The 23206-nt window shown below is 48.3% G+C and carries 22 protein-coding genes and 1 pseudogene; 2 read left to right on the forward strand and 21 right to left on the reverse strand.

The features are described from left to right. Positions 1 to 20 precede the first annotated feature (20 nt). From secA to BM058_RS07020, 3 genes are all read right to left on the reverse strand, one after another. A complete protein-coding gene (secA, locus tag BM058_RS07010) occupies positions 21 to 2555 on the reverse strand; it encodes a preprotein translocase subunit SecA (protein WP_090926319.1) in 2535 nt (844 codons plus the stop codon). Between the two features lie 328 nt (positions 2556 to 2883). Further along, positions 2884 to 3483, reverse strand: coding sequence for a ribosome hibernation-promoting factor, HPF/YfiA family (hpf, locus tag BM058_RS07015; RefSeq protein ID WP_090926320.1), 600 nt, complete (start codon positions 3481 to 3483; stop codon positions 2884 to 2886). A gap of 195 nt (positions 3484 to 3678) precedes the next feature. Next, on the reverse strand, positions 3679 to 5106 hold the full coding sequence (locus BM058_RS07020; protein ID WP_090926423.1) for an NAD-dependent succinate-semialdehyde dehydrogenase: 1428 nt from the start codon (positions 5104 to 5106) through the stop codon (positions 3679 to 3681). Positions 5107 to 5303: 197 nt separating this feature from the next. Between BM058_RS07020 and BM058_RS07025 the strand changes: the two genes are divergently transcribed. After that, on the forward strand, positions 5304 to 6422 hold the full coding sequence (locus BM058_RS07025; RefSeq protein ID WP_090926321.1) for a DUF6612 family protein: 1119 nt from the start codon (positions 5304 to 5306) through the stop codon (positions 6420 to 6422). 200 nt (positions 6423 to 6622) lie between these two features. On the opposite strand, the gene BM058_RS07030 is transcribed toward BM058_RS07025, so the two are convergent. From BM058_RS07030 to BM058_RS18575, 13 genes and pseudogenes are all read right to left on the reverse strand, one after another. Next, positions 6623 to 6820, reverse strand: a complete 198-nt coding sequence (locus BM058_RS07030; RefSeq protein ID WP_090926322.1) for a hypothetical protein — start codon at positions 6818 to 6820, stop codon at positions 6623 to 6625. Further along, positions 6813 to 7025 (reverse strand): hypothetical protein, encoded by a 213-nt coding sequence (locus BM058_RS07035; RefSeq protein ID WP_090926323.1) that lies wholly within the window; start codon positions 7023 to 7025, stop codon positions 6813 to 6815. Before BM058_RS07035 ends, BM058_RS07030 begins: the two co-directional genes overlap by 8 nt. A 17-nt stretch (positions 7026 to 7042) precedes the next feature. After that, the gene (locus BM058_RS07040) at positions 7043 to 7423 is read right to left on the reverse strand and encodes a hypothetical protein (protein WP_143082987.1); all 381 of its coding nucleotides are present in this window, start codon (positions 7421 to 7423) and stop codon (positions 7043 to 7045) included. 72 nt (positions 7424 to 7495) lie between these two features. Next, on the reverse strand, positions 7496 to 7858 hold the full coding sequence (locus tag BM058_RS07045) for a hypothetical protein (protein ID WP_090926325.1): 363 nt from the start codon (positions 7856 to 7858) through the stop codon (positions 7496 to 7498). 1 nt (position 7859) lies between these two features. Beyond that, positions 7860 to 8411 (reverse strand): flagellar export chaperone FliS, encoded by a 552-nt coding sequence (fliS, locus tag BM058_RS07050; protein WP_322787875.1) that lies wholly within the window; start codon positions 8409 to 8411, stop codon positions 7860 to 7862. 118 nt (positions 8412 to 8529) lie between these two features. Beyond that, positions 8530 to 9624: a hypothetical protein gene (locus BM058_RS07055; RefSeq protein WP_090926326.1), complete on the reverse strand. Its 1095-nt coding sequence runs from the start codon at positions 9622 to 9624 to the stop codon at positions 8530 to 8532. 18 nt (positions 9625 to 9642) lie between these two features. Then, the gene (wecB, locus tag BM058_RS07060) at positions 9643 to 10776 is read right to left on the reverse strand and encodes a non-hydrolyzing UDP-N-acetylglucosamine 2-epimerase (RefSeq protein ID WP_281244682.1); all 1134 of its coding nucleotides are present in this window, start codon (positions 10774 to 10776) and stop codon (positions 9643 to 9645) included. 20 nt (positions 10777 to 10796) lie between these two features. Next, positions 10797 to 12092, reverse strand: coding sequence for a glycosyltransferase family 2 protein (locus tag BM058_RS07065; protein WP_090926328.1), 1296 nt, complete (start codon positions 12090 to 12092; stop codon positions 10797 to 10799). After that, entirely contained in the window at positions 12085 to 13797 is a 1713-nt protein-coding gene (locus BM058_RS07070) for a polysaccharide deacetylase family protein (RefSeq protein WP_177195459.1), read from the reverse strand. Before BM058_RS07070 ends, BM058_RS07065 begins: the two co-directional genes overlap by 8 nt. Before the next feature lie 309 nt (positions 13798 to 14106). Next, positions 14107 to 15666 carry a flagellar hook-associated protein 2 gene (locus BM058_RS07080; protein ID WP_090926331.1) on the reverse strand — a complete coding sequence of 520 codons (1560 nt, stop codon included), beginning with the start codon at positions 15664 to 15666 and terminating at the stop codon, positions 14107 to 14109. Positions 15667 to 15830: 164 nt separating this feature from the next. Beyond that, positions 15831 to 16193 carry a flagellar protein FlaG gene (locus BM058_RS07085; RefSeq protein WP_090926332.1) on the reverse strand — a complete coding sequence of 121 codons (363 nt, stop codon included), beginning with the start codon at positions 16191 to 16193 and terminating at the stop codon, positions 15831 to 15833. 117 nt (positions 16194 to 16310) lie between these two features. Beyond that, on the reverse strand, positions 16311 to 16511 hold the full coding sequence (locus BM058_RS07090) for a putative motility protein (protein ID WP_090926333.1): 201 nt from the start codon (positions 16509 to 16511) through the stop codon (positions 16311 to 16313). Between the two features lie 639 nt (positions 16512 to 17150). Further along, positions 17151 to 17354 (reverse strand): annotated as a pseudogene (locus BM058_RS18575) (ISLre2 family transposase); the annotation flags it as partial. Between the two features lie 1012 nt (positions 17355 to 18366). Between BM058_RS18575 and BM058_RS07100 the strand changes: the two are divergent. Further along, complete coding sequence (locus tag BM058_RS07100; protein WP_090926335.1) at positions 18367 to 18711, forward strand: integrase core domain-containing protein; 345 nt, start codon at positions 18367 to 18369, stop codon at positions 18709 to 18711. A 460-nt stretch (positions 18712 to 19171) separates the two neighbouring features. Here the strand turns inward: BM058_RS07100 and BM058_RS07105 are convergent, their stop codons facing one another. From BM058_RS07105 to BM058_RS07125, 5 genes are all read right to left on the reverse strand, one after another. Further along, complete coding sequence (locus tag BM058_RS07105; protein WP_090926336.1) at positions 19172 to 19375, reverse strand: hypothetical protein; 204 nt, start codon at positions 19373 to 19375, stop codon at positions 19172 to 19174. 353 nt (positions 19376 to 19728) lie between these two features. Further along, on the reverse strand, positions 19729 to 20544 hold the full coding sequence (locus tag BM058_RS07110) for an SDR family oxidoreductase (RefSeq protein ID WP_090926337.1): 816 nt from the start codon (positions 20542 to 20544) through the stop codon (positions 19729 to 19731). Beyond that, positions 20544 to 21245, reverse strand: a complete 702-nt coding sequence (locus BM058_RS07115; protein ID WP_090926338.1) for an acylneuraminate cytidylyltransferase family protein — start codon at positions 21243 to 21245, stop codon at positions 20544 to 20546. The genes BM058_RS07110 and BM058_RS07115 overlap by 1 nt, the downstream gene beginning before the upstream one ends. Then, entirely contained in the window at positions 21238 to 22149 is a 912-nt protein-coding gene (locus BM058_RS07120) for a Gfo/Idh/MocA family protein (protein ID WP_090926339.1), read from the reverse strand. The genes BM058_RS07115 and BM058_RS07120 overlap by 8 nt, the downstream gene beginning before the upstream one ends. Beyond that, entirely contained in the window at positions 22146 to 23186 is a 1041-nt protein-coding gene (locus BM058_RS07125; protein WP_090926340.1) for a nucleotidyltransferase family protein, read from the reverse strand. The genes BM058_RS07120 and BM058_RS07125 overlap by 4 nt, the downstream gene beginning before the upstream one ends. Between the last annotated feature and the right edge of the window lie 20 nt (positions 23187 to 23206).

The raw sequence follows: 23206 nt of genomic DNA on the forward strand, positions 1-23206 counted from the left end.
GTTCACCTCTATTTTAAGAATTACTGCGCCGCTTCTGCGCTTCCATGACAGTGTTTGTATTTCTTTCCACTGCCGCAGGGGCACGGTTCGTTGCGTCCCACTGTTTCTGTTTTGCGGACGGGACGGCGCTTGTTGTTGTTTTCCTCACGTTCGGTGTTCTCACCGTGAACGGCTTTGCCTTCCGCAACTTCCTCCCGTTCCAGGTTGCTGCGGACCTGCGCCTTCACGATATACATAGCCACTTCTTCTTCAATGGAAGCAACCATTTCTTCAAACATGTTAAAGCCTTCAAACTTATACTCCCGGAGCGGATCGTTCTGACCATAAGCACGCAGATGGATGCCTTCGCGGAGCTGGTCCATCTGGTCGATATGGTTCATCCATTTGCGGTCGACAGCGCGGAGCAGCACTACCCGTTCGAATTCCTTCATCGTTTCTTCAGGCAGTTCTTCCTGCTTCTGCCTGTAATGGGTATATGCTTTTTCAAGCACCGTTTCGGTGATTTCCTCCGGTTCCATGCCTTCAATATCTTTTACCTCAAGGTCGTCCGCCCAGAGCACCGTTCCTTTCAGGTAGTTGACGAGGCCTTCGAGGTTCCATTCTTCCGGCACTGTCCCTTCCGGTGTATACTGCCCTACCGCACGTTCCACGACAGATTTGATCATCGGTTTCACGACATCTTCCAGGTTTTCGGAATCGAGAACTTCCATCCGCTGCGCGTAAATGACATCACGCTGCTCACGCATCACGTCATCATACTGAAGAATCTGTTTCCGGGCGTCAAAGTTGTGGCCTTCCACACGCTTTTGCGCCTGCTCCACGGCCCGGCTGACAATTTTGCTCTCAATCGGCTGGTCATCTTCCATGCCGAGTTTTTCCATCATGCCGCGCATGTTATCTGTACCGAAGCGGCGCATCAAGTCATCTTCCATCGAGAGATAGAACTGGGAAGCACCCGGGTCCCCCTGACGACCGGAACGTCCGCGGAGCTGATTATCGATACGGCGGCTTTCGTGACGCTCTGTACCGATCACAAACAAACCGCCGAGATCCACCACACCTTCGCCGAGTTTGATGTCGGTTCCGCGTCCGGCCATATTTGTCGCGATGGTCACCGTCCCGGGCTGGCCGGCGTCTTCGATGATTTTCGCTTCGTTCTCATGGTGCTTGGCGTTCAGGACATTATGCGGAACGTTCCGTTTTTTGAGAAGCTGGGAAATCAGCTCGGACATTTCCACACTGACAGTACCGACAAGAACCGGTTGTCCTTTTTGATAAAGTTCTCCCACCGTATCAGCAATCGCACGGTGCTTGCCCTCTTTCGACTTGTAAATCATGTCCGGCTTATCATCTCTGATGACCGGTTCATTCGTCGGTACAGACGTTACGCCCATACCGTAAATGTTGCGGAATTCTTCTTCTTCCGTTTTTGCTGTACCGGTCATGCCGGCAAGTTTATTGTACATCCGGAAAAAGTTCTGGAAAGTGATCGAAGCAAGCGTCATGCTTTCTTTCTGGACTTCAAGACCTTCTTTTGCTTCAATAGCCTGGTGAAGACCGTCGCTGTAACGACGCCCTTTCATGAGGCGTCCGGTGAACTGGTCGACGATGACGACCTGACCTTCGTCGACGACATAGTCCGAATCCCGGTTCATCGTCACATGGGCTTTCAGCGCCTGGTTAATATGGTGAAGAAGCTGAACGTGATTCTGGTCAAACAGGTTGTCAATGCCAAAGGCCTGCTCGGCTTTATTGACACCTTCTTCGGTCAATTGTACGTTCTTAGTCTGTTCATCATACGTATAGTCTTCCTCGAGCTTCAGACGTCTGACGAAAGCATCTCCTGCCATATACATTTTCGTCGACTGCTGCACCGATCCTGAAATAATCAGCGGTGTCCGTGCCTCATCCACCAAAATCGAGTCCACTTCGTCGACGACGGCAAAATGAAGCGTGCGCTGCACCATGCGTTCTTTGTACAGCACCATGTTATCCCGCAGGTAATCAAAACCGAATTCATTGTTCGTTCCGTACGTGATATCGGCTGCATACGCTTCGCGTTTTTCATCTTTGGTCATGCCTTTCTGGTTAAGACCGACCGTCATGCCGAGAAAACGATACAGTTCACCCATATCTTCGCTGTCACGCCCGGCAAGGTAGTCGTTGACCGTGATGACATGCACCCCTTTACCGGTCAGCGCATTCAAATATACAGGCATGGTGGCGACGAGGGTTTTCCCTTCCCCTGTCTTCATTTCCGAAATATCGCCCTGGTGCAGAACGATACCTCCCATTAACTGGACGCGGAATGGTTTCATTCCAAGCACCCGGTGCGCTGCTTCCCGCACTACCGCGTACGTTTCCGGAAGCAGGTCCTCAAGCGATTCTCCGTTTGCGTAGCGTTCTTTAAACCCTTCAGTCTTACCGCTCAGTTCTTCATCCGAGAGCTTTTGCATCTCTTCGTCCCACTGCTCGATCTGTTCAACCGTTTTCTCCAGTTTTTTCACACTTCGTTCGTTCGTATCGCCTATTACTTTCTTTAATAAGCCGATCATGCCGCGATCATCGTCCTCTCTTTTGGTCGGGAAATCTATAAAGTATGGCGCAGGTTCCGCATTTCACAGTTATTGTTATTTTATCAGTTTCCTCTGCTTGTTACAACGTGGAGGAGGTGCTGACCGTATGAAAAATAGAGCCTCGGTTGTGAGCCTGGCGGGTGTGACAGCCTATGGACACCAGGAAGCCCGCAAGTACGTTTCATGTCCACGGATCATCATTCCGCGCCGGCTACAGCGCGGGGGGCAGCCGATAAAGGCCGCATACCAAATAAGCTCCCGACTATCGTTTAAGATAATCGGGAGCAGGACAAAACCCCTGTGCTTTTTATTCCGGCTCAATGAGCCCGTACCGGCCGTCTTTGCGGCGGTAGACGACGTTGGTGTCACCGTTGACCGAGTTGGAGAAGACGAAGAATCCGTGGCCGAGCATGTCCATCTGCAGAATTGCTTCTTCGGCATCCATCGGTTTCAGGTTAAACCGTTTTGTCCGGACAATCTGGTTATCTTCTACGTCTTCCTCTTCTTCCTCGACGAGACCATTGCCGTTGGAGAGCCCTCCGTTGGCAATTTCTTCGTTAAGGGCTTCGATGTCATCTTCTTTAAACATATGCTTTACTCCATCGTTTTGACGGAATTTTCGGTTAACTTTTGTTTTGTGCTTGCGGATTTGTCGTTCAAGTTTTTCCACCACAAGATCGATCGCCGCGTACATGTCATTGTGCTCTTCTTCGGCACGCAGGAGCAGGTTGGGCATCGGAATGGTCACCTCTATGTTATTTCCGGTGTTATGCACCTGCAGCTTCACGTGGACATCCGCGACCGGTGTTGTATCAAAATATCGTTCCAATTTGCTTACTTTCTTCTCTACATAACTTTTCAGAGCCGGAGTTACCTCTAGGTTTTCACCTCGAATATTATAATTCATCAAGTAAACTCCTCCTTTCGTTACTTCTACCTTTCTATATTCACTTAACAATCCCCTTCTAAAACTCAAAATTCGTCAAAATTTTTTACAATATCTTAACAACGGGTGACGAATTCACGGCTTAGCAGGGCCGGGCGCCCATCATTACAGGAAAAACACGCTTCATGCCAAAAGCACAAAGCGTGTTTGTCATTTCTACAGGCCAATGGAGATATATTTTGTTTCAAGAAACGGCTTGATGCCTTCATGGCCGCCTTCGCGTCCGACGCCGCTTTGCTTCCAGCCGCCGAATGGGGCCTGGGCGGCGGACGGGCGTCCATCGTTCCATCCGACAATGCCGAATTCGAGCCCTTCCGCTACTTTCACACCGCGGCTCATGCTCTCGGTGAAAAAGTAGGAGGCAAGCCCAAACGGTGAATGGTTCGAGTGACGCACAGCTTCTTCGTCGCTCGATACTTTCTGGATTGGAGCGACAGGACCAAATGTTTCCTCTTCCATGATAATCATGTCGCTTGTGACATTCTTGAGGACCGTCGGCTCATAAAACCAGCCGCCGTTTTCTTCCCAGCCTCTGCCGCCGGTAACAATTTCCGCTCCTTTATCGACTGCGTCTTTCACGTGGCGGTCCACTTTTTCCCAGCCTTCTTTATTAATCATCGGGCCGATCGATGTACCTTCGGCAAAACCGTCACCGACCTGAAGTTTCTCCACTTCTTCTTTCAGGCGGTCGACAAACGTATCGTATACCGCTTCCTCCACGTAAACACGGTTGCCGCAGACGCATGTCTGACCGGCATTCCGGAATTTGGATGCGACCGTACCGTCGACGGCTTTTTCCATGTCCGCGTCGTCGAGGACGATAACCGGTGCGTGGCCGCCCAGTTCAAGCGACAATTTCTTGATATCGGAAGCGCCCTGCTCCATCAGTTTCTTTCCAACTCCGGTGGAACCGGTGAAAGTCATTTTCCGCACAGCCTGGCTGCCCATAAGTTCACCGCCGATGGCTGCTGCATCTTCTCCTGTAATCAGGTTGAATACACCATCAGGCAGTCCCGCTTCTTCGCAGATTTCAGCGAAACGTACTGCCGACAGCGGCGTGTCTTCAGCCGGCTTTAAAACAACCGGGCAGCCTGCTGCAAGCGCCGGTGCGACTTTTCTTGTTACCATCGCCTGCGGGAAGTTCCACGGGGTGATTGCAGCGGTCACACCAACGGGCTGGTGCAGCACCATCATCCGCTTGTCAGGCGAACCAGCCGGAATCGTATCGCCGTAGATCCGTCTTCCTTCTTCAGCGAACCATTCGAGAAAAGAAGCCGCGTAAGCCACCTCGCCTTTTGCCTCTTGAAGGGGTTTGCCCATTTCCAGCGTGATCAATTCTCCGAGTTCATCCTGTCTTTCCATCATTAAGCGGTATATTTCTTTTAAGTAGGCAGCTCTGTCGCCTGCGCTCCGGTGCGCCCAGGACGGAAAGGCGTCTTCTGCTGCTTTGATGGCTTCTTTCGTTTCTTCGGCTCCGCCATCTGCTGCCTGTCCGATTTCTTCATTGTTTGCCGGATTTTTAACCGCAAAGGTGCCGTTGGCTGCTTTTTTCCATGTACCGTTTATAAATAGGCGTGTCTCCATGAAAATCTCTCCTTTAATCATGTCTCTTTGTACTACATACCCGGGTGTGGACGTTCCTATGCAGATTTCCAAAAATTCTCTCTGCTGAAATGCTATACGTCCATCCTGCCCTTCCTTTTTTCTTCTGTAAAGTCTATCCAACCTCCTCTTTATATGATATATTTTAGTGACAGGCTTACGCAGGAGGAGGAAAAATCATGCAGCGGATTCTTACAGGCATGTATGGTCTCCTGATTGTCCTGCTTCTGGCATCCTGCATGTCAGAAGCGGATACAGATGAAAACGGGGACAGCGCCGCCCCCTCTGAAGAAGAACCGGATGACACCGAAGATACAGAACCGGAAAAGGAACCTGAGAAGGTCATGCCGGCGGGGGACGTTCTGCAGCAGTCTATTGATAAGATGAATGATATAGAAAGCTACACCATTTCAACGAATATGAACCAGCACCTGGAACTCGGCGGGGAGCAGACACTCGAAAACCGGTACCGCTCCAATACGCTTGTCAACCTTGATCCGGTGCGGTATCACGAATCATCCACCATCGAAAAAAACCAGACGACCGCGGAGGAGACAAATAACAGCTTCGTGGAGCTGGAGCGTTATTTTACGGACCGGGGTTTTTATATGTTTGACTCCTCGGAAAGCCGCTGGGTGCAATTTCCGGAACAATTCAACGAAGACTTCAAGTCTTTTGACAAATCCTATGAGAACCCGGGCCGCATTCTTGAAATGATTGAAGCCTACAGCAGTAACATCCATATAATAGAAGGAAACCGTCATTATCAGCTCACATTCAGCGGCGGGGAAGACCAGACCCAGGAAATCGCCCTTGAAATGATCGGCATGGTTAACACCGGCTTCTCTTCTTCGATGGAAGACATGATGTACATGGCGGAGCTGGAGTCGCTGACATTCCAGCTTCAGATTGACAAGGAAACGTTCTACCCGAAAAAACTGAAAATGAACCTCGACATGAACATGAATAACGCAGAAGGAGAGCCGGATGCCTCGGATCACCTTGTTGTCGCCCGTTATTCTGATTTCAATGAAACAGAACGTGTCGAGATTCCGGCCGACGTCCTGAACGTCGCCGAGGGCATGGAACTGGATGAATTCACCGGATTTGAGCAGATGGAGGAATTTGATTCGGTAGACGGGATGGAAATGGAACAAATTTACGGAGACGACACCACAGAATCCCAGGATGATCCCGCGCTTGACTTCGATCTGAGTGAACACCTGAACGATGGCAGCGGCGGTGGAGAAAGGGAAGATACGAACGAGCAGCCAGCATCCGGAGATTCCTCCGGGTAGGAAGCTGTCCTTTTAAAAGGACGGCTTCTTTTTTTATGGGACGTGGCGCAGTTGGGTGCAGGGACCGGTGTTTCTTGATCAATTTTCTGGATTTCTTGATCGATCCGATGATTTCTCGATCGATTTCCGGCACGTGCGGGGATTTCTTGATCGTTTCTCCGGATTTCTCGATTGTTTCTCCACTATTATCCATCGATTCTCTACTTTTCTCTATGGATTCCGGTAAAAATGGTCCACGATGAGCCTCCAGCAGCGCTGAAAAGCGGGACGCTGCGTTTCTCGATCGCTTCTCCCGATTTCTTGATCGATCCGATGATTTCTCGATCAATTTCCGGCACATGCGGGGATTTCTTGATCGTTTCTCCGGATTTCTCGATTGTTTCTCCACTTTTATCCATCGATTCTCTGCTTTTCTCTATAGATTCCGGTATAAATGGTCCACGATGAGCCTCCAGCCCCGCTGAAAACCACGGCGCTGCGTTTCTCGATCGATTCTCCCGATTTCTTGATCGATCCGATGATTTCTCGATCGATTCCCGGCACGTGCGGGGATTTCTTGATCGTTTCTCCGGATTTCTCGATTGTTTCTCCGCTTTTATCCATCGATTCTCTGCTTTTCTCTATAGATTCCGGTAAAAATGGTCCACGATGATCCTCCAGCGTTGAAAGCCGGGGAGGAAATCCATGGTCAGCGCTGACAGTTTCCATGTCGCAGAGTCCATATCAGGAATAGCGCGGGCTTCTCCCAATTTTTCGTGGAAAGCGTCCATCTCTGCGCCGCGGTCTGCTTTCTGCCCAAACAGATGCATCAGCGTGACGTTACCTTCCGCCAGAGGCGTGAATCCGTCCAGCATCTGCTGCAGCAGACGATCTCCATTTTCGTCCAACCCTTCCCGGTAAAAATATGCGACCGACGCAATACCTTCCTCGACCGTTTCCAGATAGCCGAGATACTGCTTGAGAAAATCCTGTTCTGCCTGATCGAGCAGCATATGCCTCACCAACCCTTCTCTCGTTTTGAGAATAACACAACGATAATACAAAAAAACAGCCGCACGAGGCGGCTGCCCACTTCAATTTTTCTTGTCAAAAAACACACCGTCCACCGTCGTCCCGGAGTACGGACGCGCATAATGCCGGGTAGACTTCTTTTTCTTGTTCAGCTGCTGCATGACAAGCCGCAGTTCTCCGCGCGACGCCTCCATCCAGCGCTGAATCTCCTCATTCATTTTGAACATCTCCGCGCCGAGCTGTCGTTCTTTCTCAGAAAACGACGTCTGCTCTCTCATCTTCTCCAGCAGTTCCGACCGCTGCGCCAGATACTGTTCCAGCTTTTCCACGTACGTATCGCGTTCTTCAATACGTTTTGGCATCGGTTCTGCCATATGATCGTACAGGGCTTTCGTGACATCATACAGCTCTTTCACGACAGCCATATCAAGCCTGGCCTCCGCCGCCGAAGCGCTCCTGCCGGTCCTTCTTAATAACTTCTTTCCACGTATCACGGAAGTCAACGACAAGATCCCGCGCTTCCTGCAGCACATCACGATCGTTCTGGACGTTCGCGTCAATCAGCCGGCGGTGGATAAAGTCATAGAGACTGTACATGTTCGCGCCAACTTCCGTATCAGTCCGAAGCGTCACCATCAGCTCGCGGATAATATCCTGCGCCCGTTTAATGAAATTGTTTTTATCTTCAATCTGCTTGTCCTGCATCGCCTGATCCGCTTTATCAATAAACTTCACGCATCCGTTGTACAACAGCAGCGTCAAATCCCCGCTGGACGCGGTTTCGAGCGCATTCTGCTGATACGGATTGGCCGCTGGTTTCTGCTGCGCGCCCGGCTTCACACTGCCGATTGCTGCGCCCCCGGAGGACGCCGATCCCGGCGTAAACGTCTGATTTGTATTTTTCCCTGTCGATTTTCTATGGTCTTCCGCCTGTTTCATCGTCTGTTGGTAGGCCGTCTGTGCGTTTTGAAAGGACATGATGCCGTTCCCCCATTTTCTTAATGAAAAAATGTTCTAAAGCTTATATCGGCGGGAATCCGTAATGCTTTAGGAGAAATTTTCGCAAAAGACGGGCCGCCAGATAGAAGCATACAATTTATTGCTCTTCCCACTGCTGCCGGGCAAGCATGGGGAGCAGGTTGTCAAAAATATGGGTGTTATCGTCATGGATGGAATATCCGCCGTAATACAGGCTCGTCCGGCGTGTCACCTGAAATGCTTCCATCCGTTCATACAGCGTCTCCGCCAGCTCCGTCTCGCCGATTTCAATCGCATACAGGACAAGCAGCGCGTAAATCGCAGGAGATTCGTAAGAAACGACCGGTTCTGCTGTGTCCAGGTCATACATCCCGTGGACGAGCCCGCGCTCTTCCAGTTCCGTCTCCACAAACGCGAGAAACGGTTCCGATACAGTGCCTGCTTCCGCCTGATGCAGCGCCGCAAGTGCCTGGTCGAGAATATTCACCTCTTCATCATACTCATATTCCCCGCGTTCCACGTTGTACGCTTTTGGATAAAACGGACCGGACAGCGGTGCATCCATCAACAGCGCACCAGTCGCTGCCGCCGGTCCGGCCGACAGCATGTCCGCTTCAGCAAGATCCTGAAGCAGCGCGGCATCAATATAGGACAGCGTGATGGTATCTTCTGCATACTTATCCCGTCGCTCATAAAAATCGGTCAGCACCCCGTCATACATGTTATGGGTCTCCACAAACGTCAGTATCTCCCGGGCGGTTTCTTCATAATAGTCCTTACCCCAGCGTTCGGCCGCCTTCATCAAAACCCCGGCAATCCGGATATCATCAATCAGAGCATTCGACGTCACCTCCGCTGTTCCGTCCTCCTCCAGTTTCCAGTACACAAACCCGTCTTCAGCGAGAAACAGACGGCGGAACTGGGAATAAGCACGGTCGAACCGTTTGTCGTCCTCTTTTTCATACACATACTCCATCCATAACCCAAGCGTTTCCGCCAACGCTTCACGTCCCCTCACCTCATCTTCTTCTTCCTCTCCGCCTTCCTGGATATAGGTCGCAAGCGTCCCGTTCTCATTCGTCAGCCACCGCGTGAGAAAACGTTCCGCTGCTTCTTCCGGGAGGCTGCGTGTGTTGTCATAGAGCCGGTACAAGCCCGCCGCTGCCGCCACTACCAGCACCAATACAAGGAAGAATACCGTCACCTGCTTCACCCCCGCTGCCTCCTGTTTCTACCTGGATACAACCTTCTGTCCTCCGCTTGCTGCGGCTTGACCCTGCAGCACATCAATAATTCGGCGCGCGGCGTCTCCTTCGCCAAACGGATTGCGCACTTCGGCCATGCGCCGGTACGCCGTTTCATCCTCAAGCAGCGTGCTGCATGCTTTAACAATCCGCTCTTCCGATGTGCCGACAAGTTTCAGCGTCCCGGCTTCCACTCCTTCCGGCCGTTCCGTTGTTTCCCGGGCGACAAGAACAGGCTTGCCAAGCGCCGGAGCTTCCTCCTGAATCCCCCCGGAATCGGTCAAAACGAGAAAGGAATGCTTCATCACGTGCACAAATTCCGCGTAGTCGAGCGGTTCTACCAGGTGAATCCGGTTCCGTCCGGTCAACAGCTGCATGACGCTGCGGCGGATAGCCGGATTTTTATGCACAGGGAAGACGACCTGCACATCGTCATACTGATCTACGATCCGCTCCAGTGCCCGGTAGATGTGCTGCATATCCTCCATGTTTTCACGCCGGTGCGTCGTGACGAGAATCGTCCGCCGCCCGTTTGCAAAAATCTCCTCCAGCTCCGTACGGCACCGGACCGGACGCTCCGAAATTTCAAGCAGGGCGTCAATAACTGTATTGCCGGTGACCGTGATCGAAGCGGGATTAACATTCTCGTTTATCAAATTCTGCCTGTTTGCCTCCGTTGCCGCGAAATGATACGCCGCCATCCGGCCGACAAGCTGCCGGTTCAGTTCTTCCGGAAACGGGGAGTAAAGGGTGTTCGTGCGCAGTCCGGCTTCCACGTGACCGACGGGGATCTGCTTTAGAAAGGCAGCGTACGCACCGACAAAAGTGGTGGTTGTGTCCCCGTGCACGAGCACAACATCCGGTTTTTCCTGCTCCAGTACAGGCTGCAGCCCTTCAAACAGACGCATCGTCAGTTCCTCCAGCCCCTGTCCCGCCTTCATCAAATCGAGGTCGTACTGCGGTGTGAGACCGAATAATTCAAGCACCTGATCGAGCATCCCGCGGTGCTGGGCGGTATTGATGAATACACTTTCCATACCGGGAGTGTCCTGCAGGCCTTTTATAACCGGTGCCATTTTAATGCCTTCCGGTCTTGTACCGATAATCGTCATCACTTTCATAATTAAGAAACCTCCTTCGATTAAGATGATTTGGCCCGTTTTTCTTTTTTTACCGTTTCACGTCCGCTCGTCTGAAAACGCTGTGTCTTGTACCAGGTCACTTCCTGTTTCGTAAGCATCCGTTTCGCTTCAAGAAAAGTGGCGTGAACAACGAGAGCGAGCCACAGCTGCGAGTAGGTGAAGTACATGAGCACCGCGGTACCGGCGTTTTTCAGCGTCAACTGCCCCCGTTCAAGACTCAGCGCCAGCAGCACTTCTACAAGAAAGAGCAGAAAACCGGTGACAAGCAGGACGTAGGACACCATGCCGATCGTTAAATCAAGATCAACAAACAGATTCGTAACAAAAATCGCATGTGACAGCAGAATACCTGTGAAAAACAGCAGATACGTGAACAAAAAGTAGAACAGATCAAGGGTGATTTTCCTGTGTTTCAGCCGGTGCAGACCGAGCAGGTATTTCCCGATCACGTATTCATTGCCCCTCGCCCAGCGCATCCGCTGCTTCCACCATACGTTCAGGGTTTCCGGCTCCTGCTCCCACGTCACCGCCGCCGGAAAAAAGCGGATGTGCCAGCCGAGGTTGTAGACGCGGAAACTGAGTTCTGTATCTTCGGAGAGCGCCTTTTCATCCCAACCCCCGAGTTCATCGAGAATCTCCCGGCGGATCGCAAAGTTCGTTCCCGGGATCGTCGCCATGCGGAACCAGAACCAGCGCCCGGCCTGGGCGAGCCACTGAAAGGTCAGGGTTTCCATATTAATAAGACGGGTGAGCAGATTCCGGCCGCCGTTTTGTACCCGGAACTTGCCGACAACTGCGCCGGCATCCGGATCCTTGTTCAGACCAAGCGCGAGATACCACACCGCGTCCGGCTCCGGCGTGTTATCCGCGTCATACACGGCAATCACATCTCCGCTGGCGCGCTTCAGGCCCTGGTTCAGTGCTCCAGACTTCCCTTTTCCACCCTCGGGCGGACGCGTATGCACCGCGTGGATAAATGAATAGCGCGCTGCAAAGCCTTCGACAATCTCTCCCGTCGCATCGCTTGAGTTATCATTTACCACGATCACTTCCAGTCTGTCTTTTGGATACTGCAGCGCCGCCATCGCTTTCAGTGTGTCGGCGATAACCATGTCCTCATTATGCGCCGGAATGAGGATGCTGAAGGAGGGGAGTTCCCCGGGATCTTTTTCCCATGCTGCTTTCAGCTCCCGGTGCCGCCGGTGGTGAAGGTAACCGCCCTGCATAAGAAACATGTGGTAAAACAACATGAACCATATAATGAAGAGAGACATATACAGGAGAAAATCAGCCATGATGAATGTCCTCCTCCTTTTTACGCTGCCGGACGGCATAGACACCGAACAGCAGCACCGCCGACATGCCGACCCCGGCTATGCCCCACATCGACTTCTGCACCAGAACTTTGGCGTGGTACGCGGGATAGTCGAGGGACGCTGTCATCAATCCGGTTCGGTCAATAGTGGTATCAATGGTTCCGTCTCCGCTTGAGATCACGACGTTCTCCGCACTCGTCGTATTCTCCATCTCTTTCAAATCCATCCATTCCACATTCGGAATCTGTTCCATTTCCCCCAGCAGCTTCTCCAGCCGCTCCACCCCGAGATAAGGATGGTAGAAACCACCTGCCATTCCGCCATCTGTAACCTGATACTGATGCGCGCGGTCCATCATCTTCTGCACCGCCTGCTCATCGTCCGGGTGCACGTAGCTGAGCGTTTCCGGCAGCAGGTTCATCCCGTGGAAAAACGTAGGATTCGAGGCAAGCGGTGTCGTTTCCATCGTGCGCCAGTCCTTGTCATGCAGCTGCACCTGACCGACGTACGTCGAAAAATAATCAGATACAACGTTATAACCATTCTGCGACATCGTATAATGCGGCGCTTCAAACGCAAGCGGGTACAGCCCGTAATTCGCAAGCTCCTGAATGCCGCGGGTCAGGCGTTTTTCAATATACTCCCGTTCAAAAGCAAGGTTCTCTTCCTGCCACGCTTCATAATCCTCCGGGCTGTCAAAATCCGCTTCCGTCCGCATATCCGGCGTTTCCTCCTGCCCGTGGTAAATCGGCATATCGTGCTCCACGTCCCAGAATTCAAAGCCTTCCCCGGTTTCACTGTCACGGAACTGATGGGTATAGCCGTGCAGCACGACGCTCCCGCCGTTGTCCTGCATATACCGAATCGCCTGCAGCACCTTCGGAGAATCGCTGAAATGCAGTTCCTCCCCCGTCTCCGGGTGCGTATACACCGGGATAACCGCCATCATATACGGAATATTACGCTCTTTCAGCAGCTCTGCCACATCCATCAGCTGCTCTGGATCCGCCATCGGGTGAATATCTTCCAGGCGGATGAACGCCGGCGTGTCGTCCGGTGCCTCTTCATCAAATATTTCATACAATACCTGGCTGAAATACGTCGAGAACGGCGGCACAAGAGAATTAACGGCTACATGATAATGACCCTGGTTTTCCACGATGACCGGCTGCTCCGTCTCCGCTCCGAGTCCCTCCACAATCACCCGGGTTCCTTCCTCGATCGTGATCCCATCCAGTTCATGCGGCTCAATCTGCCGCGTTTTATCCGGCTTCCCGGGCATCGACAGAGCCGTAACCGTTCCACATATTGCCGGACCGACAAAATCAAATCCTTCTCCAAGCCCCGCCGTGTTATAACCGATGGCCGTGACCGGTCCGTTAAAGGTGTCGATTACCTCCGCCGTCCGGCCGGGAAGTGTTTCTTTTGTGACACCGTAATAAAAGATGTGCGACTTTCCTTCAGTGTCCCCTGCTTCAACGTCCGCAGCGTTCTTAAAAGTAATCGTGTCAGCAAACGCCCCAAGCGCCATATCGAGAAGGCGCACATCCGCATTCACTTCTCCATCCGTCGTCGTATACAGAACCAGTACGTCCTTTTCCTCCGCCGCCTCTGTTAAAGCTGGTTCGATCCATAACATGATAATCATTGCAAAAACCATCAGACGTGCCTTCCCCTGCATCATGCTCCTCCTCCGTTCTTTGACGTTGTTTTTGTTCTTAATAAAGAACATAAGATATTTGTATATAGAACACAAATCCCATAGAAACCGCCTTGCTATGTTTATTCGCTATTAAGAACATATATGCATCGAATTTCGTCGATTTTCTTTTATTTTTAAAATAATTAAAAACAGACCGCTCCTTATACAGGGGAAACACCCGTAAAATGGCTTTTTGCATATGTTCACTATAACGCACATGAAACATAAAAAAAGAAGCCTTCCGATGCGTTCTGTCATCGAAAGGCTCCTTTTTCATGGATGGCAATCCTATTACATCATTCCCATACCGCCGAGCTGCTGCTGGATCTGCTGGGCCTGCTGGTTGGCTTCGGCGATCGCTTGCTCCATCCGGGTGAACTGATCATAATACCGATTTTCGGTACGTGTCATACGGCGTTCAAAATCACTGATTTCGTCGTCCATCTGATTCATTTCCCGGCCTATCGTAAACTGACTCGGATCAAGTGTCGACGGCCCCCCGGCGCGCTCAGAAATATTATCCACTGTCTTGTCCACTTCTTCCCGGAGACGGCGGGCCAGCCCTTTATCTTCAGCATTTTCGCCGTCCGAGGCAAACAGCTGATACACCGATTCCGCATCCTCGGAAATGGCCTGCTCCAGCTGATCTTCATCCACTTCAAGCTTACCTCCGTCCTGGTAGTTGCTCGTTGTCGTAATCCCCAATTGTGTCAGCTGGTTAAAAGAACCACCGGTATCTACTGTGTCATAAAGACTGCGCCGCATCGACGTAGTTGCATTAGACAAAATGTCATCACTGCGGAGATACCCGCTCTGGGATTTTTCCTCCCAATTGGAGATTTCTTCGTCGCTCATCTCACTGCGCTGGTCATCGGTCAGCGGCGGATACTCCCGGTCCCGCTCTTCCGACAACTTGTCATTTGTTTTTTCAATCAGACTATTATACTCATCCACGAAATTCATAACCGTTTCCTTGATGCCCTCTGTATCCGGACTGACCTGCAGGGAAGCTGAATTACCGTTTTCCGCACTTGTTCCATTCAAGGTAATTTCGATGCCGTTTTCTGTAAATGTATTGGATCTTCTATTTGTTTCAATACCATTCAATGTAAATTCAGCATTTTGTGCTCCTGTGTATTCTGTATCAGCAAAGGAATTGAGGTTCAGTTGATTAGTTAAAAAATCTCCTTCGAATGCCATTTCATTGCCGCCCTCATTGAACACTCCCGTTTCACTGCGGGTGACGGAAATATTCCCCGTCTGTTGATCATAGAAAGCACTTACTCCGGCATCAGACCGGTTCACCTCTGACAGCACATCATTCAAGGAATCGGATCCCTCGAAGCTGAATTCTTTTTTCTCTGCTTCACCATTTTCGTTGTACGTTGTGATACCGAACTCAATGGTTGAACCTTCATTGTAATCGTCAAACTGGTCTGCCAGCGATGCTTCAGGGTCAACATTTCCATCGCTGCCACCAGTTATAGATGAACTTGACTGTACAGAAGCCGCCTCCGCAAGCTGGGTGACATTGGATACCGTGAAGGTCCCACTTTGTGCATCCGACGCCGCCGATGCCGATACCAGGCTTTCGTTAGTGCTGGTAGTCTGTTTGGCGGACAAGCTCGACCGCATAAACATATTATCAAAAATCGAGGTGCTGAAGGAGCGGTACTCCCGGTTCATCTCCCGGTAATCTTCCATTTTATACTGCATTTGCATCTGTTCCTGCTCCATCTTAATCAGCGGCTGACGCTCCGCCCGCATCAAATCGCTCACCGTCTGGTCAATGTTCATGCCGGATGCAAAACCTGTAATTCGATTCGTATTGCTGCCCATACCACTATCCATGATTGGTTCCTCCTCTTGTGATAGAGAACATCATATCCCGAGTTCATTTCTGTAAGTAATATCGGATAAATCTTCATAAAATGAAGAGAAAACTGGAAAATAGGTAGAAGGTCGGAACGAAGAAAGAGGAACAGCTTTAACACTGCTCCCCTTCTTCTCACCGGTCAGGCTTTTTCGTCCACAATCAGTCCAGCCTGCTGAAGGATTGCTGCCTTCATATCCAGAAACTTTTCCGGAGGCACTTCGCGGATGACTTCATCGGTGTCCCGATTAAGTACTTGAACATACACCTGTTCCAACTTATCGTGAACATTGAACTTCAAGTCGGTAAACGTCGTCTCAAGCAGTCCATTCATCTCATCGGCCTGCTCCTGCAGCGTTTTCATATCGGGCATCATCGAAGACTCATCCTGCGCTTTCTCCGAGACCGTTCCTGAAACGGAGTCACTCATGGACACCTGTCCCCCGGCAGCCTGACCGGCCCGCATCAGATCGGATACTACGGTACCCGACACATGAGCACCCATAACCCTTCCTCCTCCCTATACAGGCTCATGCATTATATCGGATAATTTTTGAAAAATTGCACGTCTCCATACAAAAAAAGCCTCCCCTTTTTGTAAGAGAAGGCTTCCATCATTCCATTAGACGGAAAGATCAACTGATGCACCTTTGTGCGGCTGGGCCGCCTGTTGAATAGCCTGGGCACCAGACTTGTCCAGCATCTCGTTCATCAGATTATTCTGCTGCTCACTGGTGTCCATCGCTTTCTTCATGATCGACATACTCGCCTGTTGCTGCACCTGCGCCTGACTCTGCGCAATCGAAGCTCCTGCGATATCCATTGAAACACCTCCTAGATATAGAGAATTCACTGCTAATATCGACAGATTAATAAAATATTACAAGATAACGATAGTAAAACTTATAAATTTTATTTTATTGGGGGATTGATTTTGAAATCAATCCCCCTCATTAATAAACACTCATGACACTTTATATTAAAAAATTCGTACAATAAGTAAAAATACTACAATAAGCCAATACGTCACAAACAATAGTTTCATTAATAATACTATAGTTTTTGTTAGTTCTTTGATGACTACATCTAGTCCACGTTTGAAACGGTTCAAAAATCTTGACATTTTACATAAAAATCTAATATTCTTCGCTCCTTGAATGCATGTCAAGGGGCTATATTAATGAGAGTCTATTTCTGATAGCCTATAATAGCACATTCTAATATATTATACAAGATTAGGTCTTCGTCGGTATGCGTCAAGTTTTTCTCGGTAAGACTGAAAGAAGGCAGTTCCCGGACCTCTCTTGTTGTACACCGTGAATCTCCTACCGCGCTCCGCTTGGTGGCCTCGCTGGAAGGTCAGGAAAGGCCCTTTACCATATGGCTCTGTGGAATGTGCGGCATGTAGCGGTATGGCCCCGGGGGTTGTCTCGTTGGATGTCCGGGTCGTATTCAGGAGAATTTCAGTCATCCGCATCATGCGGGCCCATTGGCGCTGCTGTCTCACCGATCGTGGCTGATACCGGTTCAGGTACGCCGCCCGCAGGGTTTGATTCAGAAGACCCTGTTTAATTTTCACCATGGCCTCTGCACCCCGGGTGCTCCAGTGCATTCCCCTTCTTTTCATCCGGAAGGTGACATGGCGCTGGTTCGACTCCATAGCCCCCCAGAGGGCAAGCTCCTTCCGGCGGCTCTTCCAGCGTGCTTTCAAACGTCTCCAGCCAAAACCGGAAATACGTTATGTTAGGCTGAAAAATGTCGGGAATATTTCCACGTCATCATGCCGCTTATTTGTTACACTTAAAAACGCCTGACGGCAAAGAAAAAATTCAAGATATACATTCGAACACGTGATAAACAAGCCCCGTTGGAGAAATCATCCGGAAATAAGGCGTGCATACGACAAATCTGCGGTAAATCGAAAAATCCGTGGAACATTAGTCGATTCACGGCCGAGCATATGCTGCTTAAACAAAGACATACCGGAATAACAGGTAATCTCACGAATCAGCATGTGAGCGGAGAAGATCGCGCTCCCCTACTGGACATCATCGCCTGGGCGTGAAACGAAGGACTCCCTCAATACAAAGCATGCGAGGTCTTAGCCCTGCAGAAAAACGCATACAGCGCTGGTGCCGGCAGGAACAGGAAGAACCGGAAAACCCTCATGAACGCCGGGCCTATACAAAGTGGAAAGCCCCCCCTAAAACAGTCTAACGCCGGAAGAGCGCGAGCTGATGGACGATATAATCGCTTCCCGCGAACACGCCGATAACAGTTGTCGGGTTCTTCGTACCGAAGCGATCGATTAGCACAGGGTCTCTATCTCCCACGTTACTTTTTAGGTAACGATAAAAGCAAAGAATCTGAACGGTCCGGGCGGTGTACAGGCCCGTCGGAAAGCCTCCCATAACAGGCCGTATATAGGAGAAGTAACGGAACCGAATCAAGTGTGGTTATAGGAAATTTCGATCCTGTGTACGGTGCGACCCTATGAAAAATACTATCTCTATGCGCTCTTAGACCGTTTCAGCCGCAAGTTCGTAGCCTGGAGAGTTAGTGCCTCCCTGGAGAGTGACGAAGTCCAGTCTCTCTGGGATGAAGCTCTGTTAATCGAAAAGCTTCTCTATTAATCGCAGAGCGAGCTTCCTGTATCGCTTAGTAATTGCGGTACGCAGATGCGTTCCCACAGCACCGAAGCTTTTTTCGCAACGCTCGGGATTCAACAATACTTTTCCTGGTCGCTAACGCCGAACGATAACCCGCAGATCGAAGCGTTGTTCAGCACGGTGGAGAACGTGCCGGACTATCCCGGGCGTTTTGAAAGTTTCGAGGAAGCTGATCACCATTTTCAGCGCTTCTTTGCCTGGTATAACCAGGAGCACTATCATACGGGGTTGAACATGGTCCAGTCAGTCCGTGTGCACGCAGGAGAGCGGGAGACGGTGCTCGATGAACGATATCGGGTGCACGAGCAGACAATGGCCGGACATCGAGCAAGGAACGTCTTATCGGAATCCTGAGGAATCGCCGAAGGGCTACCCTGGACAACTGCGCCCACACCCGGCAAGCGGTTAAAGGGGCGGGGTCCCGGCTGCCGAGATGCGGTAGCCTCGTGAGACCATGAGTTGGCGGCCAGCTTCCTTCGGGAGGGAGAGACATTTCCCGCCCCCCAGCCGCCCTCTCTGCTCACGAAGTCAAGTAGCTGCCCAAGGCGACATCGAAAAATCATCACGGTTTCATCACTTATTTGAACGACATTTATTGACTAACTGAACCAGACCTCCCGCCCAGATGGAAGTTACGCGGCTTCATCCAGCTCGGTAACCAACCCTTTGTCTGCTTCAGTCAGAGCCTTTCCGACCCGTTTCACCATAGCTCCCACCGTTTAGTGAGAGAGGCACACCGGCGTCCATTCCTTCAAGAACCTTTCTACTTCCCGATAGAGGCTATCAGCCGCCATTTCCGCCATCTTCACCTCCATCAAAGGGATGTACCGCTGATTCGGCTGGAGGCCAGTCGTTCATCCAGCGGATAATGAGAAGTCCCTTCCTGATCGGTCATCAGGGTGCGCAAGTACTGAACCGGCCCGAATAAAAACAGGACGGTCCTCGCATCGCGCTTCTCAACGTCCCATCCTTCGTCCTTTTTCGCTTCTCCCACCAAATCACCGAACCAGCTGATCATCAGTTGCTACAGCTTTTCTTCCATGGCCAGGACATTCGTTGTCTCTTTCACTATCTGGGGCATTTCTGTTATAATGATTGTTATGATAAGATTTCTTTTCACTTTGTATTTCCTCGTTAGGCATACATTGATAATAGAGGATCTTCTCTTTTTTGCCACCAATCAGCTCCCATTACTATCGAGAACTATTTCACACATACCATCACGAATTTAGGTATGTATTTTGGTGGATATTTATGTAAAATCAACAGCCATGGTTCTGCATATAAGTAGCACCTGTTTTCATCATTCTATATGTATAAATCAATGTCCAAGTTGCACTGCCCCCTTAAAGGATAAAATTTTATTGTTTTTCACCATACACTTAATCCGCCGTCCACAATAATATTTTGACCCGTGACATAAGATGACGCATCAGAAGCTAAATATACTACTGCTCCGACCATTTCCTCCGCTTTTGCCATTCTCCCTAACGGAACCCTTTCGCTATACTTGTGTTTGAATGTATCATTCTGACCACTTTCAATCCCTCCTGGAGTAATAGCATTAACTCTTATGCCACTTTTTCCCCAATAAGCAGATAAATATTTGGTCAAGCCAATCACACCGGATTTGGCTGTGGAATATACAGCAGGAGTATTAATTTCTCTATCTAGATAATAAGAACCTTCATAAATTCGTTGATCCGGCGCTACCACTGCGTAAATTGACGCAGTTTGAATAATTGACCCTTTTATTTCTTGTTGTTTCATCACTTTTCCGACTTCCCTGGCCACTAAGAACATGCTGGTTAAATCTGCGTCCATAATATCTTTCCATTGCTCCAGATCATATTCTTCGAATTCTTTAAAAAAGGCATCCAGATCATTAGATTTACCTGCAGCATTATTGTGTAAAATATCAATGCTGTTAAATTTATTTTGGACATAGCTCACCATATTTTGTACCGATTCCTCTGATGTAACATCAACAAAGCAGGAGTAGGCTTTATTCGCATTTAATTCTATATTTAACTCCTGCGCCAAAGATTCTCCCTTGTCTTTATTAATATCTGCTATGATTACGACAGCACCGAACTCCGCAAGACCTCTAACCACTTGGCTTCCAATTATGCCAGCTCCTCCTGTAACAAGAGCTATTTTGCCTGTTAAATCAAATATTTGTCTCATCAAAGAAAACCTCTCTTATTGGCAATAAACTCTACAAATTCAAAATCCAATGGTGAATCTATATCAATAGATCGTTCCTCCGGCATTTCATATAATAGTGTTTTCGATTGAAAAATAGAGTTTTCATTTACAAAAGACCCCCGTTTCCAAGCATATATGGAAGCATTCATGTCAAAACACTCGGGGGCATCCTGTCTTCGCGTCACAGTTTCAGGCAATGACTTTGATAAATAAACATAACCTTCATCATTTCTTTCAACCAAATTGAAATATGGATTTCTACGAGCAGGCATTCCTGTGATCACATTAGAAGCGGTAGTGGTTTTTAATAAGTCCACCGTATTTATGATATCTATATCTTCTCTGAGCGGGGAGGTGGCATCTAAATCAACGATTATTTCCGCTTTGCTTCCACTATTTCTTTCTATTTCTTGTACACAATGTTGAATAACAGGGAGCTTTGCTGATTTGTCATCAGCTAACTCAATGGGTCGCTCAATTAGAAAATCAGCACCCCATTCTTCTGATATTTTTAGTATCTCTTCACTGTCACTACTAACTGCTATATGTGTGAAAATACCGGCTCTTTTGGCTTGTTCAATAGAGTGGGCTACTAAAGGTTTATCTAATAGCATTTTTATATTTTTATTTTTAACTCCTTTTGAACCCCCTCTAGCACATATGGTACATATATTACTCATTTTTAATCCACTTCCCTTCTCTATTTGATTTTTCGATTTTATCGATTAAATTCACACTTTGCACTGCTTCATCAAATGTGCACAAATACTGTCGTTTATTTACCAGATCAAGCAATTGATCTTCATATGTTTTATTTCTAGTAATATGAACTTCTTGGATGATTTCCCCATTTTTTAATAATTTTCCTCGAATCAAATCCAGTTTATAAGTATCATGAAATGTATTAACAATAAGAAAACGTTCGGTAGACCGATCTAAATAATTCAACATAACTTGGACCTGGGGTACCTTATCCATTTTTAATAGTATAGATACAGAGTCTTCTGTCTCAATGTCTAAATCACCTATTTGACCAGTATTTGAGACTACACTATTCCAATCTCCAAACAACCATAAAATATAATCTAATTCATGACTCAAGTCTCTTAATACCCCGCCTCCTTTTTGCCGGGATGCTGAATAACTTTGAGTATAGTCCGTACCCGGTCGCCATTCCGGTAAATACTGGCCTGCATATACATTCACAGTCAGTACCTTTTCTTTTTGAATCAATTTATAAAGTTCCATCATCAACGGATGAAAACGCAGATTATAACCTACATACACTTGAAAACTTGAAAAGTTATACTTATATGAAACCTCTGAAAATAAAGGTTTTTCTACCAATACTGCTCCTTTAAAATTCTCGTTATCGATAATGCGTAAGGTTTGTAAATGTTTATTGGTTTCGTTAGCTATAATAATTACATTTGGTGTTAACGTTCGAATAGCCTCTTCTATATTATAAAAAAAGTTTTCATAGGGAAATTCTCTTTTTGTGACTACTCCAACACCCCACTCTTTACTTTTAATTAAGTTATAGTGTCTTTGTCCAATAGAACCATATCCTATAATCAAAATCATTCAAATACCTCATAAAAATCATTATTTGCCTGCTGATAATCATCGTACCTTCCAATATCCAGCCAGTATTCACGCAAAGGAAAAGCAGATAACGAATAATTTTGCTCCATCATTTTTCTAAAGAGCTCCGGCATGTCATAAAATTGGTTGTAGGGGATAAGATGCAGTAGTTCAGGATCAAGCACATAAATTCCTGCATTTACGAATTCTTTGTGTAGAGGTTTCTCTTCTATACTTGTAAGTTGATCACCATTGGTCCGAATAACCCCATACGGCACCTGATATTCATATTCTCTGACACACATCGTACCGTAGGATTGATTATCTTTATGGAAGCGGAGTAGCTGCTCAAAATTAATCGTGGTTAATAAATCCGCGTTCATAACAAAGAAAGGTTCATTAATTTCATCTTCAAGTAACGATAAGGGACCGGCTGTGCCGAGATTTATCGATTCATCTATGTATGTGATAGAAACTCCAAACGACCGCCCGTCCTGAAAATAGTCTTTAATTAATTCGCGTTTGTAATTAACGCATAGATATATGTCTGTAAAACCATACATTTTAAAACTTTCAATAATTATTTCTAAAATCGGTTTTTCGCCTATTTTTAAAAGCGGCTTGGGCATTGTTTCTGTTAGAGGACGCAGGCGTGTTCCTAATCCTCCAGCCATTAGTACTACTTTATTCGGTTTTTTCGGAGCTTTTTTTACTTCTTGTTTAGAAATAACTTTTATTAATTGGTAATCATCGTTAACAACAGGAAGATGCTCCACGGTTGAATGTTGAAAAATAACTGTTGCATTTTCATCATTTACAGCAATAGTCGGGTTTGTATTCATGACTTGATCCACTTTTTCTTTAAGACTAACACCTTTAAGAAGTCCACGTCGCACATCACCATCTGTCACTGTTCCTAATAAATAATTGTGTTCATCTACTACAACTGTGAATTGACTTGCTTCTTGATCTATTATCTTCATTGTTTCCAATATTGTTTGGTGTTGGTTTACTACAATTTTCTCCCAATTTTGCACTACAATCATCCTTTGAAAAT

Origin of the sequence: Salibacterium qingdaonense, assembly GCF_900114715.1 — a bacterium.
Taxonomy (GTDB): domain Bacteria; phylum Bacillota; class Bacilli; order Bacillales; family Marinococcaceae; genus Salibacterium; species Salibacterium qingdaonense.

Bases quoted from the DNA above. Each gene is read 5' to 3' on its own strand.
- BM058_RS07025 (WP_090926321.1), top strand. From the start codon at position 5,304: ATGCAGCGGATTCTTACAGGCATGTATGGTCTCCTGATTGTCCTGCTT.
- BM058_RS07070 (WP_177195459.1), bottom strand. From the start codon at position 13,797: ATGATGCAGGGGAAGGCACGTCTGATGGTTTTTGCAATGATTATCATG.
- BM058_RS07080 (WP_090926331.1), bottom strand. From the start codon at position 15,666: ATGGATAGTGGTATGGGCAGCAATACGAATCGAATTACAGGTTTTGCA.
- wecB (WP_281244682.1), bottom strand. From the start codon at position 10,776: ATGAAAGTGATGACGATTATCGGTACAAGACCGGAAGGCATTAAAATG.
- BM058_RS07120 (WP_090926339.1), bottom strand. From the start codon at position 22,149: ATGATTTTGATTATAGGATATGGTTCTATTGGACAAAGACACTATAAC.
- BM058_RS07105 (WP_090926336.1), bottom strand. From the start codon at position 19,375: ATGATCAGCTGGTTCGGTGATTTGGTGGGAGAAGCGAAAAAGGACGAA.
- hpf (WP_090926320.1), bottom strand. From the start codon at position 3,483: ATGAATTATAATATTCGAGGTGAAAACCTAGAGGTAACTCCGGCTCTG.
- BM058_RS07115 (WP_090926338.1), bottom strand. From the start codon at position 21,245: ATGAGTAATATATGTACCATATGTGCTAGAGGGGGTTCAAAAGGAGTT.
- BM058_RS07090 (WP_090926333.1), bottom strand. From the start codon at position 16,511: ATGGATATCGCAGGAGCTTCGATTGCGCAGAGTCAGGCGCAGGTGCAG.
- BM058_RS07035 (WP_090926323.1), bottom strand. From the start codon at position 7,025: ATGGATAAAAGCGGAGAAACAATCGAGAAATCCGGAGAAACGATCAAG.
- BM058_RS07020 (WP_090926423.1), bottom strand. From the start codon at position 5,106: ATGGAGACACGCCTATTTATAAACGGTACATGGAAAAAAGCAGCCAAC.
- BM058_RS07085 (WP_090926332.1), bottom strand. From the start codon at position 16,193: ATGGGTGCTCATGTGTCGGGTACCGTAGTATCCGATCTGATGCGGGCC.
- secA (WP_090926319.1), bottom strand. From the start codon at position 2,555: ATGATCGGCTTATTAAAGAAAGTAATAGGCGATACGAACGAACGAAGT.
- BM058_RS07045 (WP_090926325.1), bottom strand. From the start codon at position 7,858: ATGGCTGTCGTGAAAGAGCTGTATGATGTCACGAAAGCCCTGTACGAT.
- BM058_RS07110 (WP_090926337.1), bottom strand. From the start codon at position 20,544: ATGAGACAAATATTTGATTTAACAGGCAAAATAGCTCTTGTTACAGGA.
- BM058_RS07030 (WP_090926322.1), bottom strand. From the start codon at position 6,820: ATGGATAAAAGTGGAGAAACAATCGAGAAATCCGGAGAAACGATCAAG.
- BM058_RS07065 (WP_090926328.1), bottom strand. From the start codon at position 12,092: ATGGCTGATTTTCTCCTGTATATGTCTCTCTTCATTATATGGTTCATG.
- BM058_RS07100 (WP_090926335.1), top strand. From the start codon at position 18,367: ATGCGTTCCCACAGCACCGAAGCTTTTTTCGCAACGCTCGGGATTCAA.
- fliS (WP_322787875.1), bottom strand. From the start codon at position 8,411: ATGTCCTTTCAAAACGCACAGACGGCCTACCAACAGACGATGAAACAG.